Source organism: Streptomyces sp. NPDC037126 (genome assembly GCF_055605965.1).
This window is the reverse complement of the sequence record NZ_JBVJTD010000001.1, coordinates 597,407-614,724: the sequence shown is the minus strand read 5'-3', so window position 1 is coordinate 614,724 and position 17,318 is coordinate 597,407. Positions and strand designations below refer to the sequence as shown.

At 72.2% G+C, this 17,318-nt stretch carries 16 protein-coding genes; 11 read left to right on the top strand and 5 right to left on the bottom strand.

From position 1 onward, the window contains the following. Positions 1-218: 218 nt before the first annotated feature. From ACZ7FF_RS02800 to ACZ7FF_RS02785, 4 genes are all read left to right on the top strand, one after another. On the top strand, positions 219-842 hold the full coding sequence (locus ACZ7FF_RS02800; protein WP_470808895.1) for a GntR family transcriptional regulator: 624 nt from the start codon (positions 219-221) through the stop codon (positions 840-842). Between the two features lie 257 nt (positions 843-1,099). Further along, positions 1,100-3,802 (top strand): pyruvate dehydrogenase (acetyl-transferring), homodimeric type, encoded by a 2,703-nt coding sequence (gene aceE / locus ACZ7FF_RS02795; protein ID WP_470808893.1) that lies wholly within the window; start codon positions 1,100-1,102, stop codon positions 3,800-3,802. A gap of 115 nt (positions 3,803-3,917) precedes the next feature. After that, positions 3,918-4,925 carry a helix-turn-helix transcriptional regulator gene (locus ACZ7FF_RS02790; protein WP_470808891.1) on the top strand — a complete coding sequence of 336 codons (1,008 nt, stop codon included), beginning with the start codon at positions 3,918-3,920 and terminating at the stop codon, positions 4,923-4,925. Between the two features lie 76 nt (positions 4,926-5,001). Further along, positions 5,002-5,520: a DUF4240 domain-containing protein gene (locus ACZ7FF_RS02785; protein ID WP_470809574.1), complete on the top strand. Its 519-nt coding sequence runs from the start codon at positions 5,002-5,004 to the stop codon at positions 5,518-5,520. A 6-nt stretch (positions 5,521-5,526) separates the two neighbouring features. Here the strand turns inward: ACZ7FF_RS02785 and ACZ7FF_RS02780 are convergent, their stop codons facing one another. After that, on the bottom strand, positions 5,527-5,742 hold the full coding sequence (locus tag ACZ7FF_RS02780; RefSeq protein WP_470808890.1) for a hypothetical protein: 216 nt from the start codon (positions 5,740-5,742) through the stop codon (positions 5,527-5,529). Beyond that, complete coding sequence (locus tag ACZ7FF_RS02775; protein ID WP_470809573.1) at positions 5,739-6,602, bottom strand: peptidoglycan recognition protein family protein; 864 nt, start codon at positions 6,600-6,602, stop codon at positions 5,739-5,741. The genes ACZ7FF_RS02780 and ACZ7FF_RS02775 overlap by 4 nt, the downstream gene beginning before the upstream one ends. 276 nt (positions 6,603-6,878) lie before the next feature. On the opposite strand from ACZ7FF_RS02775, the gene ACZ7FF_RS02770 reads away from it, so the two are divergent. Further along, positions 6,879-8,063, top strand: a complete 1,185-nt coding sequence (locus ACZ7FF_RS02770) for a MarP family serine protease (RefSeq protein ID WP_470808888.1) — start codon at positions 6,879-6,881, stop codon at positions 8,061-8,063. Positions 8,064-8,099: 36 nt separating this feature from the next. Here ACZ7FF_RS02770 and ACZ7FF_RS02765 read toward each other — a convergent pair whose 3' ends face one another. After that, positions 8,100-8,588 carry a GNAT family N-acetyltransferase gene (locus tag ACZ7FF_RS02765; RefSeq protein ID WP_470808887.1) on the bottom strand — a complete coding sequence of 163 codons (489 nt, stop codon included), beginning with the start codon at positions 8,586-8,588 and terminating at the stop codon, positions 8,100-8,102. A gap of 289 nt (positions 8,589-8,877) precedes the next feature. On the opposite strand from ACZ7FF_RS02765, the gene ACZ7FF_RS02760 reads away from it, so the two are divergent. After that, on the top strand, positions 8,878-10,242 hold the full coding sequence (locus ACZ7FF_RS02760) for an NAD(P)/FAD-dependent oxidoreductase (protein ID WP_470808886.1): 1,365 nt from the start codon (positions 8,878-8,880) through the stop codon (positions 10,240-10,242). A gap of 15 nt (positions 10,243-10,257) precedes the next feature. On the opposite strand, the gene ACZ7FF_RS02755 is transcribed toward ACZ7FF_RS02760, so the two are convergent. Next, on the bottom strand, positions 10,258-11,709 hold the full coding sequence (locus ACZ7FF_RS02755; protein ID WP_470808885.1) for a regulator: 1,452 nt from the start codon (positions 11,707-11,709) through the stop codon (positions 10,258-10,260). A 232-nt stretch (positions 11,710-11,941) separates the two neighbouring features. On the opposite strand from ACZ7FF_RS02755, the gene lipB reads away from it, so the two are divergent. The 4 genes from lipB to ACZ7FF_RS02735 all read left to right on the top strand — a co-directional run bounded on the left by lipB (position 11,942) and on the right by ACZ7FF_RS02735 (position 15,003). Further along, positions 11,942-12,739 carry a lipoyl(octanoyl) transferase LipB gene (gene lipB, locus ACZ7FF_RS02750; RefSeq protein WP_470808883.1) on the top strand — a complete coding sequence of 266 codons (798 nt, stop codon included), beginning with the start codon at positions 11,942-11,944 and terminating at the stop codon, positions 12,737-12,739. Positions 12,740-12,847: 108 nt separating this feature from the next. Beyond that, positions 12,848-13,813: a lipoyl synthase gene (gene lipA, locus ACZ7FF_RS02745; RefSeq protein WP_470808882.1), complete on the top strand. Its 966-nt coding sequence runs from the start codon at positions 12,848-12,850 to the stop codon at positions 13,811-13,813. Positions 13,814-14,043: 230 nt separating this feature from the next. Next, on the top strand, positions 14,044-14,241 hold the full coding sequence (locus ACZ7FF_RS02740; protein WP_470808881.1) for an SCO2195 family GlnR-regulated protein: 198 nt from the start codon (positions 14,044-14,046) through the stop codon (positions 14,239-14,241). A gap of 60 nt (positions 14,242-14,301) precedes the next feature. Beyond that, positions 14,302-15,003: a DUF4191 domain-containing protein gene (locus ACZ7FF_RS02735; RefSeq protein WP_470808880.1), complete on the top strand. Its 702-nt coding sequence runs from the start codon at positions 14,302-14,304 to the stop codon at positions 15,001-15,003. Between the two features lie 145 nt (positions 15,004-15,148). On the opposite strand, the gene ACZ7FF_RS02730 is transcribed toward ACZ7FF_RS02735, so the two are convergent. Continuing rightward, positions 15,149-15,619 carry an RDD family protein gene (locus tag ACZ7FF_RS02730; RefSeq protein WP_470808879.1) on the bottom strand — a complete coding sequence of 157 codons (471 nt, stop codon included), beginning with the start codon at positions 15,617-15,619 and terminating at the stop codon, positions 15,149-15,151. A gap of 210 nt (positions 15,620-15,829) precedes the next feature. On the opposite strand from ACZ7FF_RS02730, the gene glnA reads away from it, so the two are divergent. Beyond that, entirely contained in the window at positions 15,830-17,239 is a 1,410-nt protein-coding gene (gene glnA / locus ACZ7FF_RS02725) for a type I glutamate--ammonia ligase (protein WP_470808877.1), read from the top strand. Positions 17,240-17,318: the final 79 nt, after the last annotated feature.

Here is a 17,318-nt window from a genome sequence, read left to right as displayed (position 1 = left end):
CAAGGGCACCGTTGCGTCCGGGGCGCGGCGGTACGCGCGGGGTACCACCGGCGGCCCGCAACCCGTCCGACTGCGCACAGAACCACGCCGTTGGCGCTCTTTGCCCTGCTCTACGCCGTGTAAGTCTCGTCTCACCTGCGCCGAAGCACCCCCACGCGCCCTACCGGCGGAGCGAACCCGCCGTATTGTCTAAACGTCAGCCCCCGGGAGGAGCCCTCATGACCGCGCCCGTCGTCCACTCGCTGCGCGAGCAGATCCGCGAGCACATCGTGGAGGGGATCGTCAGCGGGCGCTGGCAGCCGGGCGAGCGGATCGTGGAGCGGCGGATCGCCACCGAGCTGGAGGTCAGCCAGACACCGGTCCGGGAGGCCCTGCGCGAGCTGGAGACCCTGCGGCTGATCGAGTCCGCACCGAACAAGGGCGTCCGGGTGCGCAACCTGACCGCGGCGGACCTGGAGGAGAGCTACCCCGTCCGGGCGGGCCTGGAGGCCATCGCCGCGGAGCTGGCGGCGGACCGCCTCGCGCTGGACTGCTCGGCCCTGGAGCCGCACGTCCTGGCCCTCTACGAGGCCGACCGCGAGGCCGACGGTACGGCCCAGGTGCGCCACACCGTCGGATTCCACCGGGAACTGGTCCGCGCGGCGGACAACTCGGTGCTGCTGCACACCTGGGAGGGCCTGGGCATCGAGGTCTTCACGGCCCTGTCGATCCGCTGGCTGGGCACGGTGCAGCAGTCGTACGCGGAGGAGCACGAGGAGCTGGTGCAGGCCTTCAAGCGGCGCGACCCGCGGATCGCGGAGCTGGTGAAGGCGCACGTCCTGGGCTGCGCCCCACGCCCCTGACGCAGTCGAGCGTCCCCCCGCTCACCTGCGAAAACCCTGATCGAACACGGCACCCGGTGCCCATTTCGCAGGCACCGGGTGCCGACTTTCTCGAAATCGAGAGGTTTTCAAGCTCAACCCTTTGATCGATCATCGATCAGGGAGTTACAGTCGCCGACGGACTTCCACCGAAGTCCAGCCCTGTCCTGCCAAAGACCTAGGGCAACCCCAACCCCTTACCGATGAGGGAACCCCCTTCGACTGAGGAAGGCGGCGACATGACCGACCCCCACGCCATCCAGCCGAGCGCGCTCGACCAGCTCCCGGACCGCGACCCGGAGGAGACCGCCGAATGGCAGGCCTCCCTCGACGCCGTCGCCAGGGAGGCCGGGCCGCACCGCGCCGCGTACCTGATGCGCCGCACGCTGGAACGCGCCGAGGCGGGCGGCGTCGCGCTGCCGAAGCTCCTCGAGACGGACTACGTCAACACCATCCCCACCTCCGCCGAGCCGGGCCTGCCCGGTGACCCGGAGATGGAGGCCCGCATCACCGCGTGGAACCGCTGGAACGCGGCCGCGATGGTGACCCGCGGCGCGAAGCACGGCGTCGGCGGCCACATCGCCACCTTCGCCTCCGCCGCCTGGCTCTACGAGACCGGCTTCAACCACTTCTTCAAGGGCAAGGAGGGCGACGGCTCCGGCGACCAGCTGTACATCCAGGGCCACGCCTCCCCGGGCATCTACGCCCGTGCCTTCCTCGACGGCCGCCTCGACGAGGCGCACCTCGACAACTTCCGCCAGGAGTCCGGCGGCAACGGCCTGCCGTCGTACCCGCACCCGCGCCGGCTGCCCTGGCTGTGGGAGTTCCCGACGGTGTCCATGGGCCTCGGCCCGCTCTCGGCGATCTACCAGGCGCGCTTCAACCGCTACCTGACCAACCGCGCCATCAAGGACGTCTCCGCCTCCCACGTGTGGGCGTTCCTCGGCGACGGCGAGATGGACGAGCCCGAGTCGACGGCGGCCCTCGCGCTCGCCGCCCGCGAGGAGCTGGACAACCTCACCTTCGTCATCAACTGCAACCTGCAGCGTCTCGACGGCCCGGTGCGCGCCAACTTCAAGATCGTGCAGGAGCTGGAGGCCCAGTTCCGCGGCGCCGGCTGGAACGTCGTCAAGACCCTGTGGGGCACCGCCTGGGACGAGCTGTTCGCCCTCGACACCACCGGCGCGCTCGTACGCCGGCTGCGCGAGGTACCGGACGCCCAGATCCAGACGTACCAGACCCGCGGCGCCGCCTACATCCGCGAGGACTTCTTCGGCAAGGACCCGGCGCTCGCCGAGATGGCGAAGCTGCTGAGCGACGACAAGATCCTCGAGTGCTTCCACCTCTCGCGCGGCGGCCACGAGGCCCGCAAGGTCTACGCCGCGTACAAGGCCGCCGTCGAGCACAAGGGCGCGCCGACCGTGATCCTGGCCCAGACGGTCAAGGGCCACACCCTCGGCGAGGGCTTCGCGTCGAAGAACGCCAACCACCAGATGAAGAAGCTGTCGGTGGACGAGTTCAAGACGATGCGTGACCTGCTCGGCCTGCCGATCAAGGACAGCGACTTCGCCGACGGCGTGGTGCCCTACGGCCACCCGGGCGCCGACTCCCCCGAGGTCCGCTACCTCCAGGAGCGCCGCGCGGCCCTCGGCGGCCCGGCCCCGGCCCGCCGCACCCACGCGCTGGCCCCGCTGCCCGCCCCCGCCGAGAAGGCCTTCGCCTCCTTCGACAAGGGCTCCGGCGCGCAGAACGTGGCCACCACGATGGCCTTCGTCCGCCTGGTCAAGGACCTGGTCCGCGACAAGGAGACCGGCAAGCGCTGGGTGCCGATCGTCCCCGACGAGGCGCGCACCTTCGGCATGGAGTCGCTCTTCCCGTCGCTCGGGATCTACTCCCCCAAGGGCCAGACGTACGAGCCGGTCGACCGCGACCAGCTGATGTACTACAAGGAGGCCAAGAACGGCCAGATCCTCAACGAGGGGATCACCGAGGCCGGTTCGATGGCCGACTTCATCGCCGCGTCCAGCGCGTACGCGACGCACGGCGAGGCGATGATCCCGTTCTACATCTTCTACTCGATGTTCGGCTGGCAGCGCACCGCCGACCAGATGTGGCAGCTCGGCGACCAGCTCGGCCGCGGCTTCCTCGTCGGCGCGACGGCCGGCCGTACGACGCTGACGGGCGAGGGCCTGCAGCACGCCGACGGCCACTCCCCGGTGATCGCCGCGACCAACCCGGCCGCGCTGAGCTACGACCCGGCGTTCGCCTACGAGATCGCGGTGATCGTCCGTGAGGGTCTGCGCCGGATGTACGGCGAGGCCAGGCCGGGCGAGGACCAGAACGTCTTCTACTACCTGACGGTCTACAACGAGCCGCTGCCGCAGCCCGCGAAGCCGCAGGGCCTCGGCATCGACGAGGGCATCGTCAAGGGCCTGTACCGCTTCAACACGGCGGAGTCCGCGGGCCTGACCGTCCCGGCCAACGCCCCGCGCATCCAGCTGCTCGGCTCCGGCACGGCCATCCACTGGACCCTGGAGGCCCAGAGGCTGCTCGCCGAGGAGTGGGGCGTGGCCGCCGACGTGTGGTCCGCGACCTCCTGGGGCGAGCTGCGCCGGGACGCGATGGAGGCCGACGCGGCGCTGCTGCGCGGCGAGGAGCGGGTGCCGTTCGTCCGCCAGGCGCTGCAGGGCGCCGAGGGCCCCGTGCTGGCCGTCTCCGACTACATGCGCCAGGTCCCGGACCAGATCGCGCAGTGGGTCGAGCAGGACTGGTCCTCGCTGGGCGCCGACGGCTTCGGCCTGTCGGACACCCGTGAGGCCGCCCGCCGCCACTTCGGCGTCGACGCCCCGTCGATCGTCGTCGCGGCCCTGGCCCAGCTGGCCCGGCGCGGCGAGGTCAAGGCGACGTCCGTGAAGGAAGCGCGCGAGAAGTACGGGCTGTGACGCTCACGGTCCGGTGAGGCGGGAAGGGGTACGGCCGCGGGCCGTACCCCTTCTCCCTTTCCCCGGCGGGCTTTCCCCGGCGGGCTCTGTCGGTGCCCCCCGGCATCATGAGCGCATGCGTGCCGCCCGCCTCATCAAGATGGTGCTCCTGCTCCAGTCCCGGCCCTCCATGACCGCCTCCGAGCTGGCGCGTGAGCTGGAGGTGTCGGAGCGGACGGTGACGCGGGACGCCCAGGCGCTGTCGGAGGCCGGGGTCCCGGTGTACGCGGACCGGGGCCGGGCCGGCGGGTACCGGCTGGTCGGCGGGTACCGCACGCGGCTGACGGGGCTGGCGAGGAGCGAGGCGGAGGCCCTGTTCCTGAGCGGGGTGCCGGGGGCGCTGCGGGAGATGGGGCTGGCGGACGCGGCGTCGGCGGCCCGGCTGAAGGTGTCGGCGGCGCTGCTGCCGTCGCTGCGGGACGCTCCCCGTGCGGCGACCCAGCGGTTCCACCTGGACGCGCCCGCCTGGTTCAGCGAGCCGGACACCCCCGCGCTGCTGTCGGTGATCGCCGGGGCGGTGTGGGACGACCGGTGCGTCACCGCCCGGTACCGGCGCGGGGACGGGGAGGCGGAGCGGTGGCTGGAACCGTACGGGCTGGTGCTGAAGGCGGGCGCCTGGTACCTGTGCGCACGGGTGCCGAAGGCGGGGGTCTTCCGGACGTACCGCATCGACCGGTTCACCGCCGTGGCCCCGGCGGACACCCGCTTCCACCGCGACGAGGACTTCGACCTGCCCGGCCACTGGGCGGCCGGGGCCGAGCGGTTCGCGCGGTCGATCCTGCGCACCGAGGTCGTCCTGCGGCTGTCCCCGGAGGGCGTGCGCAGGCTGCCGGGCGCCGTCGATCCGCTGTCGGCCCGCGAGGCGCTCGGCGGGGCGGGCGGGACCGATGCGGGCGGGTGGGTGACGGTGACCCTGCCCGTGGAGTCGGAGGAGGTCGCGCACTCCCAGCTGACCGCGCTCGGGCCGGAGGCGGAGGTGCTGGCGCCGGAGGGGCTGCGGGAGCGGTTCGCCCGGGACGCGGCGAGGCTCGCGCGGCTGTACCGGCGACCGGACTCCGGGCATCGGCCGACGGACGCCGGATAACGCCTGATAACGATCCGCCGCTGTCCGTCGCACTCCGCGTGCGCCCCACCGGTGGAGGCCCGATGCTGGTGCCGTGATGGACGAGACGGAGTTCTGGGACCTGGTCGACGCCACCCGCGAGGCCGCCGAGGGCGACCCCGAGGAGCAGGCCGATCTGCTCGTGGACCGGCTGCTCCAGCTGGACCCCGAGATGGTCCTGGACTTCGCCCGGCACTTCGAGGCCCGCTACAACCGCAGTTACCGCTGGGATCTGTGGGGCGCCGCCTGGGTGCTCCTCGACGGGGCCAGCGACGACGCGTTCGACTTCTTCCGCTGCTGGCTGATCGGCCAGGGCCGGGAGGTGTTCGAGGGCGCCCTGCACGATCCGGACTCGCTGGCGGAGCTGCTCGGCGACTTCGACGAGGAGATCGACGGCGACGGCGAGGAGCTCGGGTACGCGGCGGACGAGGCGTACGAGCAGCTCACCGGCACCGTCGCGCCGGATCTCGGCATCGCGCCCGCGCCCTCGGAACCGGAGGGCACACCGATCGACCTCGAGAACGAGGCGGCCCTCGCGCAGCTCTGCCCGAGGCTCTGGGAGCGGTTCAGGGGCTGATCCCCGTCACGCCCCGGGCCTCGGGGCCTCGGGCTCCGCGACGCGCAGCGGCGGCGCCGCGTTGGCCCGGGCGAGCGCCGAGGCCGTACCGGCGGCGGACCCCACCACGACGGCGGCGAGGACACGGACCACGGTCCAGGGGCCGCGCAGCGCCCGCGCCCACGAGGAGCCCGGCGCGGACCGCCGGGCCGTGTCGGTGTGCCGCTGTGTACGTCCGTTCATCGCTTCCCCGTCCTCAGCCCCAGCCGGGTGCTGTGGGGCACGACCGTAGGGCTCGGGGTCGGGTGCGGGCTGGGACCGACCTGTGGCGTCGCTGTGGACGTACGGCCCTGCAGCCGGGCGGCCGCCTCCCTGATCTGGGGCAGGCGGGCGCTGAGGGCCGCGCCGGGGCAGCTGGTCATGAAGCCGTCGTTGTGGCCCGCCACGGCGGGCATGGTGACGACGGTGCCCGCCTTGTAGCGGCTGTGGCCGTTGCTGGAGACCAGGCGGACGTGGCCGCGCGGGTCGATGTCGGCGAGCCCCAGCTTCCAGGCGGCCAGGGCGGCGATCGCGTCGGTCATGGCGCGCGGTACGGGGACGCCCGCGGTGAACGTGCCGAGGGCGGCGATGCCCGCGGTGCGGTGGTTGAAGCCCTGGGCGTGGGCGCCGGTGACGGGCCGGTCGACGCCGCCGGCACGGCCCTCGTAGATGGTGCCGCAGCGGTCGACGACGAAGTTGTAGCCGATGTCGTCCCAGCGCCGGGCCCCGATCTGCCCCGCGTACAGGTGGCGGATGATGCTCGGCGCGTCGGCGCACTTGTAGCCGTTGGGCGAGTCGGTGTGGTGGATGAAGACCGCGATGACCCTGTCGTCGTAGCGCGGGGGCGGCTGGGTGTGGCCGCTGGTGGAGTCCAGCCAGGCGGAGCGGGGCACGATGCGCGGACGGGCGGCGGTGTGGGCGGCCCCCCGCCGGGACGTGCCGGGCCGGTCCAGGCCGAGCGCGGCGGCCCGGTCCGGGGGGGCGGGGGTGCGCCGCTCCCCTCCTTGCACCCACAGGGCCAGCGCCAGCAGGGCCATCAGGCCGGGCAGGGCCCCCAGCACGATCAGCACGGGACCGGGGAGCCGCGGTATCCGGGGGGTACGCGGTCCGCGCGCTCCCGGCGATCTTCGGAGGACAGACATGGTCCCACTCTCGGGCCGATTCTCGCCGCCCGCGATGTGCGTTGTGCCACCTGGTGGAACCATCGTCCTGGTCCGGGACGTTTATGCGGGTACACACGTACGTGGCCGGTTCGCCTCCCGGCGGCCGCCCCCCGGACTGTGACTGATCAGCGGGCCCTTCCCGTCCGTACTGAGGAGTCCTAGAGAAAGGCGGCTCCGGTGGACCTGCTCGACCTGGTGATTGTGCTGGTGGTCCTCGTCTACGCGGCGTCCGGTTACCGGCGCGGGCTGGTGGCCGGATGTGTCTCTCTGGCCGGGTTCGTCGGCGGCGCGGTCGTCGGTGTGTGGGCGCTGCCCTGGGTCACGGGCCTGGTGGCGCGCGGCACGGCGACGGCGACGGTGCTCGCCCTGCTGACGGTGCTGGTGCCCGCCGTGGTGGGGCACGAGCTGGCGGGCCGGCTCGCCCTGCGGCTGCGCGGGGAGCTGGACCGGGGTCCGGTGCGCGTGCTGGACGGCATCGGGGGCGCGGCGGCCAACTCGGTCGCGGTGCTGATCGTGGCCTGGGTGGCGGCGAGCGTGCTGAGCGCGGCCCCGTCGCCGGCCCTGACGACGGCGATCCGGAACTCGACGCTGCTGGGCGCGGTGCAGCAGGCGATGCCGGACACCACGCCCGCGTGGTTCTCCCGGGCGACGTCCGCGCTGACCGAGGCGGGCTTCCCACAGGTCTTCAACCCGTTCGAGAACGAGTCGACGGCCCAGGTGGCCCGGCCCACCGGCGACAACGTCACGCCCGCCGCGACGAACGCCGCGAAGGCGAGCACGGTGAAGGTCGAGGGCGCCTCGGGCGACGAGGGCCGCGAGGGCAGCGGTTTCGTGTACGCGCGCGAGCACGTGATGACCAACGCGCACGTGGTGGCGGGCATCCACGACCCGAGCATCCGGGTGGGCGGGGTCGGGCGGATGTACCCGGCCCGGGTGGTGCTCTTCGACCCCGACCGGGACGTGGCGGTGCTGTACGTGCCCGGGCTGCACGCCCCGTTGCTGCACTTCGACACCGGGGCCAGGCGCGGGGCCTCCGCGGTGGTCGCGGGCTATCCGCAGGACGGGAGCCTGAACCTGCAGGCCGCGACCGTGGGGAGCCTGGTGCGGGCGACCGGGCAGAACATCTACAACGACGGCGCGGTCACCCGGGAGATCTACTCGATCCGCTCGACGGTCCGCCCGGGCAACTCCGGCGGCCCGCTGCTGACGACGGACGGCCGGGTGTTCGGGGTGGTCTTCGCCCGCTCCACCTCGGACGCCGAGACGGGGTACGCGCTCACGGCGTCCGAGGTGACGGGCGACGGGAAGCACGCGGCCACGGCGACGAAGGCGGTGGACACGGGCGAACTGGTCAGTTCCTAGCGGCCGGGGGCCGGAGCCGGGTCGCGGGCCCGGGGGTCAGAGGGCGCGGCCCATGCAGACGTCGTCGACGTAGACGCCGTCGAGCAGGAACTCCCCCGGCAGGACGCCCTCGACGGCGAACCCCTCGGAGGCGTACAGCCCCCGGGCCGGGGTGTTGTGCCCGAGCACGCGCAGGGTGAGGCGCCGGGCGCCGCGTCCGCGCGCGTGCGCGACGGCGGCCCGGACGAGCGCGCGCCCGAGCCCCCGCCCGCGTGCCTCCTCGGCGACGACGAAGCCCTGGACCGCGAGGACGTGCGCGTTCGAGGGGAGGGGGGTCGCGGGGACGAGGCGGATGTACCCGGCGACACGCCCCTCCAGCTCGGCGACCAGGTACTGACCGGGGGTGTGGCGCTCGTCGAAGAACGGCTCGTACGGCGGCTGGGGCTCGGGCATCACCGCGTGCAGGGTGGACCAGGTGGCCCGGTCGAGGAACGCGAGGTCCTCCCCGTCGGCGGGCAGGGCGGTGCGTATGTGCGGCTCTGGCATGGCGGTCACCCTAGAACGGCCCGCGTGCGCGTCCCAAAGGGTTTCCGCTCCGGTCCCGCGGGCCGCCGTACGGCCGGTAAGCCGTGCGGCCGCACAGCCGTACGCCCGGGAAGCCCTGCGTCCGGCGGAACGGATGTGACCGTATGCGACCTCTATGCGACCGTGCCCTGTTGATGCGCGACTGCTTCTGACCGATCACGGCCCCGATACTCGACCCGAACTCGGGTATCCCCGGAGCCTGTTGGGGGCATGACGTCTCCACCGGCCGCGCAACCACAGGAGGGGCCTCGTGCTTGAGCCCGTGTACCAGGTGGACGTCGTCATCGTGGGAGCCGGAATCGCCGGACTCTCGGCGGCTCATCGGCTGACCAGCGCAGGAGTAACGACCGCAGTCCTGGAGGCCGCCCCTTACGTGGGCGGCCGCATGTCGACGGAGAAGGTCGACGGCTTCCGGCTCGACCGCATCGGACAACTGCTGTCCACGTCCTATCCCGAACTCCGCCTGACCCCGGGGCTGGACTCCCTGGCCCTGCGCAGCTTCGCGCCGGGCGTCCTGCTGCACCGCGACGGGCGCAGGCAGCGCGCGGGCGCGCCGGCGGCCGGAGGGAGCGCAAGGGGCGCACTCCATGTGGTGCGCGCCCTGGCAAGCGCCCCAAGGGGCGCGACGGCGCCGCCCGGCAGGGTCGGCGCGCCGCTGGGCGGCGCGGTCGACCAGGCCCGGCTCGGCACGGCCCTGAGCCGGATCGCCACGATGCCCGTGGAGCGCCTGCTGGCCCGTCCCGAACTGCCCGCCGCACAGGCCCTCGCGGCCCGCGGGGTGCCCGCCCGCACCGTCGAGGGCTTTCTGCGCCCGCTGCTCGCCGCGCTGCTGTGCGACCCGGAGCTGACCACGTCCAGCCGGTGCGCGGACCTGGCGCTGCGCGCCTTCGCGGGCGGCCGGCTGTGCGTGCCGGAGGGCGGCGCGGACGTGCTGCCGGAGTCGCTCGCCCGGGCGCTGCCGCCCGGCACCGTGCACACCGGGGTCCGGGTCACCTCGGTCTCCACGACCTCGGTGACCACCGCCGAGCACGGGGCGATCCGCTGCCGGGCGGTGCTCCTCGCGACCGACGCGCGCGCCGCGGCGGAACTGCTGCCGGGCCTGAGGATCCCGGACTTCCACCCGGTGACGGTGGTCCACCACACCACCGACGACCTCGCGCCGGTCTTCGCCACCGGCACCTCGCTGCTCCTGGACTCCGACCGCGGCGGCCCGGTCGCGCACACGGCGGTGCTCAGCAGCGTGGACCCGACCCGGGCACCGGCCGGACGGGTGCTGATCTCCTCGACGGTGCTGGGCACACCGCCCGAGGGCGTCGACACCGCCGTCCGCATCCATCTCGCCCGCCTCTACGGCACCTCCACCCGCCGCTGGGAGACGCTGGCCGTGCACCACACGCCGGAGGCCGTGCCCGCGATGCGGCCGCCGCACGACCTGCGCCGGCCGGTGCGGCTCCTGGCCGGCCTGTACGTCTGCGGCGACCACCGCGACACCAGCACCGTCCAGGGCGCCCTGCACTCGGCCCACCGGGCGGCCTCGGCCATCCTCGCGGACCTGGGCGCGGCGGGCTCGATGCACCGGGCCGACCCGGCCCCGAGCCTGCCGCGAGCGGCCTAAGGGCTGTCGTTCGGATCAGCCCAGCGCCGCGACCTTCTCCCGGTAGCCCCGCACCGGCGCCGCGTCCTTGTAGGGCTCCAGGCGCCGCTCGAAGTCCCTGACGTACTCGACGGCGCGGGCGCTGCGCATCTCGGCCGCCTGGCCCGCGGCCTCCGCCGCCAGCGCGCAGGCCTGGTCGAGTTCGCCGAGGCCGAGACGCGCGGTGGCGAGCACGACCCGGCAGAACAGGCGGCTGCGGGCGTAGGTCGGGGCGCGCAGCTGGAGGGAGCGTTCGGCGTGCTGGGCGGCCGCGCGGAACTGCTGCAGGTCCCGGTGGCAGTGGCCCAGCTCGTCGGCGAGCTGGGCCTCGTCGAAGAACCTGGCCCAGTGCGGCACCTCGTCCCCGGGCCGGGCCGTCTCCAGGGCGCGCTCGGCCCGTACGAGCGCCCCCGTGCACGCCCGCACCTCCCCCAGCACGCCGTGTGCGCGGGCCTCGGCGGCGTGCAGCAGCGCCTGCACGGCCGGCGGTGCTCCGGCGCCGACCCCCTGCTGGGCGACCCGGGCGAGCTGCATGGCCTCCCGGCCGTGCCCGAGGTAGACGGCCTGGCGGCTCATGGTGACCAGCACGTAGGAGCCGTAGGGACGGTCGCCGGCCGCCTGGGCGAGCCGCAGGGCCTGCACGAAGTACCGCTGTGCGAGTCCGTGCGCGGCGATGTCGTACGAGGTCCACCCCGCGAGCCGGGTCAGGTCGGCGGCGGCGGCGAACAGGCGGCGGCCGCTCTGCTCGTCGTAGCTGCCGCGGAGCATCGGCTCGCACTCGTGCTCCAGGTAGCGCACCAGGGCCTGCCGGGCGTGGCCGCCGCCGAAGCGGTCGTCGAGGGTGCGGAACAGCTCGCCGACCGAGCGGAGCGCCGCGATGTCGCCGCCGGAGACCCGGTGCCCCGGGGCCCGCTCGGCGTGCCCGCGCGCCCGTGGCTGGACCGGGGGCCGTGCGGTGACCGGGCGGCCCTGCGCGGGCACCCGGGCTGCCGGTTCCCGGGCCACCCTGTCGTCGGGCTTGCCGATCAGCCAGTCCCGGCTGGGCACGACGAGCCCCGCCGGGGTGAAGGCGATCTTGCGCAGCTCGGCGTGGCTGCCGGAGTCCTTACGCCACAGCCCGCTGACGATGTCGACGGCCTCCTCCGGGGTGGCCGCGAACTCCAGCCCCGCGTACACCGGCGCGCAGGCGTCCAGGCCGAGGTCCTGGGCCGTGAGGCGGCGCCCGAGCCGGCGGGTGAACACCTCGGCGATGAGGGCGGGGGTCGTGCCCCGCGGCTGCTGTCCGCGCAGCCAGCGGGTGACCGATGTCTTGTCGTATCTGAGATCCAGCCCGTGCTCCAGGCCGAGCTGGTCGACGCGACGGGCCAGACCCGCGTTGGAGAACCCCGCCTCTGCGATGAGCGCGGCGAGCTGGCGGTTGGGGGTGCGCTGCGCGGGTCGGTCCGTCATCTGTGGTGCGGTCTCCTGCCTTCCGGGCCCCTGAAGTGCCGGGATTGCCTGTGAGCAGCCCTTTTGGCCTCACGAACGGCGCGAATGTAGCGGAGAGTGAGCAGCCGATCGCACATTTCGGAGTTCATTCATCCGATCGTGTGAGGAACGCCCCTAGGGCTGACGTAGCCCGGACGGACGTACAGTGGCGTGGGCGCTTTACATGCCTGACATCGCGAGGGAGGCGCTTGCCGTGAGTGAGCTGCGGTTCGTCCGCATGGGATTCGGCGCGGATGCCGTCGACTACCAGGAGGCCTGGGACGAGCAGCGCCGCGTGCACGCGGCCCGGTTCGCCGACGAGATCCCGGACACCGTGCTGCTCCTGGAGCACCCCCCGGTGTACACGGCCGGCCGGCGCACCGAGGACAGCGAGCGCCCGCTGGACGGCACCCCGGTCATCGACGTGGACCGCGGCGGAAAGATCACCTGGCACGGCCCCGGCCAGCTCGTGGGCTACCCGATCCAGAAGCTCCCCCGGCCGGTCGACGTGGTCGCGCACGTACGGCGCCTGGAGGAGGCCCTCATCCGCACCTGCGCCGAGTTCGGCCTGGAGACCACCCGGGTCGAGGGCCGCAGCGGGGTGTGGGTGCTCGGCGACCCGGTCGAGCGGCGTCCGGCCGGGGGAGGGCTCTCCCTCGACTTCGACCCGCGGCTCACCGACGACGAGTTCGACCCCCGGCTGAACGGCCCCGAGTACGCCCCCTCCAACGCGGGCCAGCGCCGCGAGGACCGCAAGATCGCCGCCATCGGCATCCGCGTCGCCAAGGGCGTCACCATGCACGGCTTCTCCTTCAACGTGAACCCGGACAACCGCTGGTTCGACCGGATCATCCCCTGCGGGATCCGGGACGCCGGGGTGGCCTCCCTGGCCAACGAGCTGGGCCGGGACATCACGGTCGAGGACGTGCTGCCGGTGGCGGAGAAGCACCTGACGGAGATCCTGGAGAACGCCGACCTCAGGCCGCGCGAGATCGAGCGGGCCTCCGCCTGATCGGGGGAATGCGCCCTGCGGCAGCCAGGTTGGCCTCACCGGAAGGGCTCAGTTAGCACGGGCGTACCCTGGTGTGCGCCGAAGAATCGAAGTCACAGGGAGCCGGTCGTGTCCGCAGTCTCACCCGACGGACGCAAGATGCTGCGCCTGGAGGTCCGCAACAGCCAGACCCCCATCGAGCGCAAGCCCGAGTGGATCAAGACCCGGGCGAAAATGGGTCCCGAGTACACCAAGATGCAGAGCCTCGTGAAGAGCGAGGGCCTGCACACGGTGTGCCAGGAGGCCGGCTGCCCGAACATCTACGAGTGCTGGGAGGACCGCGAGGCGACCTTCCTCATCGGCGGCGACCAGTGCACCCGGCGCTGCGACTTCTGCCAGATCGACACCGGCAAGCCCGAGGCGCTCGATCGCGACGAGCCGCGCCGCGTGGGCGAGTCCGTGGTCACCATGGACCTGAACTACGCCACCATCACCGGCGTCGCCCGCGACGACCTGGAGGACGGCGGCGCCTGGCTGTACGCCGAGACCGTGCGCCAGATCCACCGGCAGACCGCCGGGCGCGGGGACGGCCGTACGAAGGTGGAGCTGCTCGCCCCCGACTTCAACGCGGTCCCGGAGCAGCTGGCCGAGGTCTTCGAGTCCCGGCCCGAGGTCTTCGCGCACAACGTCGAGACGGTGCCCCGGATCTTCAAGCGGATCCGCCCCGGCTTCCGCTACGAGCGCTCCCTGAAGGTGATCACCGAGGCCCGCGACTTCGGCCTGGTCACCAAGTCCAACCTGATCCTCGGCATGGGCGAGACCCGCGAGGAGGTCGGCGAGGCGCTGCGGCAGCTGCACGACGCCGGCTGCGAGCTGGTCACCATCACCCAGTACCTGCGCCCGTCCGTGCGCCACCACCCCGTCGAGCGCTGGGTGAAGCCGCAGGAGTTCGTGGAGCTGAAGGAGGAGGCCGAGCAGATCGGCTTCTCCGGTGTGATGTCCGGCCCGCTGGTGCGGTCGTCGTACCGGGCCGGGCGCCTGTACCGGATGGCCGTCGAGAAGCGCGGCGCCTACATCGCCACCCAGGCGGTGTGAGCAAACCGTGTGAATTCACGCACAAGGAGCTACTGGCCAGTAATGGCCGAGTCGACGCGGTCCTGACCGTCCTCGCTGATGAGGGCACACGTCAGGGCCGCGTCAGTGTTTGCGGGCTCCGCATCAAGGCTTCATTGGTGTTTGACCGGTCGGTCACGCCCTGGTAACACCAATCAGTGACTCTGGTATCACGCCTCGTACACCACCCGATCCGAGGGGGGACCTCGATCATGCAGGCCGCGCCGGTTCGCGCCAACGCCATCCCGTCCTTCACCGACGCACTCCGCGCCGTAGAGTCGCTGCTGATGAGCGGCGGTCAGCGCACCGCTCGCCGCAACGCCTGGACCTCCGTCCTGGAGGACCGCCGTCGCGCCAAGGACAGGGTCGAGGCGCAGCACTTCATGGAGCAGGCCGCCCGCCGCCCCTGAGTCCTTGCTCACCGGGCACTGCCGTCGTCGGCACTCCCGGGGCCACGTAGACTTCGTGGCATGGCGAGGAAGGAAACCGCGGCGGACGCCGCGAATGCCGGGCGACTGAAGCAGATCGCCCTCACGTACAAGATGACCCGCAAGGCCGACAAGAAGATCGGTCTGGTACTCGGGGCCGTCGGCATCGGCACCCTCGGTGTGTTCCTCGCGATCGGCTTCTTGATCGGCCACCCGGTTTATCTGGGCATCTTCGGTCTGCTGATCGCCCTGCTGGCGATGGCGATCGTGTTCGGCCGGCGGGCCGAGCGGGCCGCCTTCGGTCAGATGGAGGGCCAGCCGGGCGCCGCGGCGGCGGTGCTGGACAACATCGGCCGGGGCTGGACGACGACTCCGGCGGTGGCGATGAACCGCAGCCAGGACGTGGTGCACCGGGCCGTCGGCAAGGCCGGCATCGTGCTGGTCGCCGAGGGCAACCCGAACCGGGTGAAGAGCCTGCTGGCCGCCGAGAAGAAGAAGATGAACCGCATCGTGGCCGACGTGCCGGTGCACGACGTCATCGTGGGCAACGGCGAGGGCCTGGTCGCGCTGAAGAAGCTGCGCACGACCATGCTGAAGCTCCCCCGCGTGCTGACCGGCCCCCAGGTGACCACCACCAACGACCGGCTGCGGGCCCTGGGCGACCTGATGAGCAACATGCCGGTGCCCAAGGGACCGATGCCGAGGGGCATGAAGCTGCCGAAGGGCGGCCAGCGGGGCCGCTAGTCCTCCCCGTTCCGCCCCTGATCTCGTCCTACGCCGAAGGGGGCGCCCGGAATCACTCCGGGCGCCCCCTTCGGCGTCGTCGCCGTGGCGCTTCCTTCAGCGTCGGTGCCGTGGACCTCCGTGCCGTGCCGCGGCGCCGACGGCGTCAGGCGCGGACCTCGACGGTCTTCGCGATCCGGTCGTGCAGGCCGCGGCCGTCCCGGTCCCAGACCAGCGCGGGGATCGCGAGGCACAGCAGGACCGTGCGCAGCACCGAGCGCAGCGGGTTGGCCGTGCCGGTCTCCAGGGCCACGACCCGGAGGCCGAAGAGGCGCTTGCCCGGGGTGAAGCCGATCGTGCCGACGGTCAGGACGCTCATGACGAAGAAGACCCCGAGCGCCCAGTTACTCGTGCTGGCCTGCCGGTAGCCGTCCGTGATCAAGCTGTATGCGATCAGGACGCACAGCCCCCAGTCCACGGCCAGAGCGCCGAGCCGCCTGCCGGGCCGGGCGATCGAGTTCGGCCCGTCCTCGGGGAGACCCAGCTGCTCTCCCCGGTACCCGAGGTCCGCGCCGGCGTCTTCCATAGCCGCGCGCGGCCCGGAGAGCCACGATCCGATTGCCTGCCTGTTGTCCACCCGAACACGGTACTGCGTCCCGGAACGACCCCGGGACGCCGGGGTGTCCCGGGGCTAGGGTGGAAGCCTGACCGGTTAACTTCTGCGAAACAAACGGGTCACGCCCGAGAAATCACCCGTCCCTAGGGTCGTGCCGAGCGTGTGCCACCGCACTGGCCGCACGAACGATCTACCACCCCGGCGAGGACGGTCGGGAGTAGGAGGAGCTGGATGTTCCAGAACGCCGACGAGGCCAAGAAGTTCATCGCGGACGAGGACGTCAAGTTCATCGACGTCCGATTCTGCGACCTGCCGGGCGTCATGCAGCACTTCACGGTGCCCGTCGATGCGTTCGACCCGGACGAGGAGCTGGCCTTCGACGGATCGTCGATCCGCGGTTTCCAGGCCATTCACGAGTCCGACATGGCGCTGCGTGCCGACCTGTCCACGTCCCGTGTGGACCCGTTCCGCCGGGACAAGACGCTCAACATCAACTTCTTCATCCACGACCCGATCACGGGCGAGCAGTACTCCCGCGACCCGCGCAACGTGGCGAAGAAGGCCGAGGCCTACCTCGCGTCGACCGGTATCGCGGACACCGCGTACTTCGGTCCCGAGGCCGAGTTCTACGTCTTCGACTCCGTGCGCTTCTCGACCACCGCGAACGAGTCCTTCTACCACATCGACTCCGAGGCGGGTGCCTGGAACACCGGCGCCCTGGAGAACAACCGCGGTTACAAGGTCCGCTACAAGGGCGGCTACTTCCCGGTGGCCCCGGTCGACCACTTCGCCGACCTGCGCGCCGAGATCTCCCTGGAGCTGGAGAAGTCCGGCCTGAAGGTCGAGCGCCAGCACCACGAGGTCGGCACCGCCGGCCAGGCCGAGATCAACTACAAGTTCAACACGCTGCTCGCCGCCGCCGACGACCTCCAGCTCTTCAAGTACATCGTGAAGAACGTGGCCTGGCGCAACAACAAGACCGCGACCTTCATGCCGAAGCCGATCTTCGGTGACAACGGCTCGGGCATGCACGTGCACCAGTCGCTGTGGAGCAACGGCGACCCGCTGTTCTACGACGAGGCCGGCTACGCGGGCCTGTCGGACACCGCCCGCTACTACATCGGCGGCATCCTGCGGCACGCCCCGTCGCTGCTCGCCTTCACCAACCCGACGGTGAACTCGTACCACCGTCTGGTGCCGGGCTTCGAGGCGCCGATCAACCTGGTGTACTCGCAGCGCAACCGCTCCGCGGCCATGCGCATCCCGATCACCGGCTCCAACCCGAAGGCCAAGCGCGTCGAGTTCCGCGCGCCCGACTCCTCCGGCAACCCGTATCTCGCCTTCTCGGCGCTGCTGCTCGCGGGCCTGGACGGCATCAAGAACAAGATCGAGCCGGCCGAGCCGATCGACAAGGACCTGTACGAGCTGGCTCCCGAGGAGCACGCGAACGTCGCGCAGGTCCCGACCTCGCTGAACGCCGTCCTCGGCGCGCTCGAGGCCGACCACGAGTTCCTCCTCCAGGGCGACGTGTTCACGTCCGACCTGATCGAGACCTGGATCGACTTCAAGCGGACCAACGAGATCGCGCCGCTGCAGCTGCGTCCGCACCCGCACGAGTTCGAGCTCTACTTCGACGTGTGACCTGGCCCCGGGCCGGAGCGGGTGACCGCTCCCCCGGGCCGTGTGTGGGCCGTCGGCCGGCTCTCCCAGCACGGGAGAG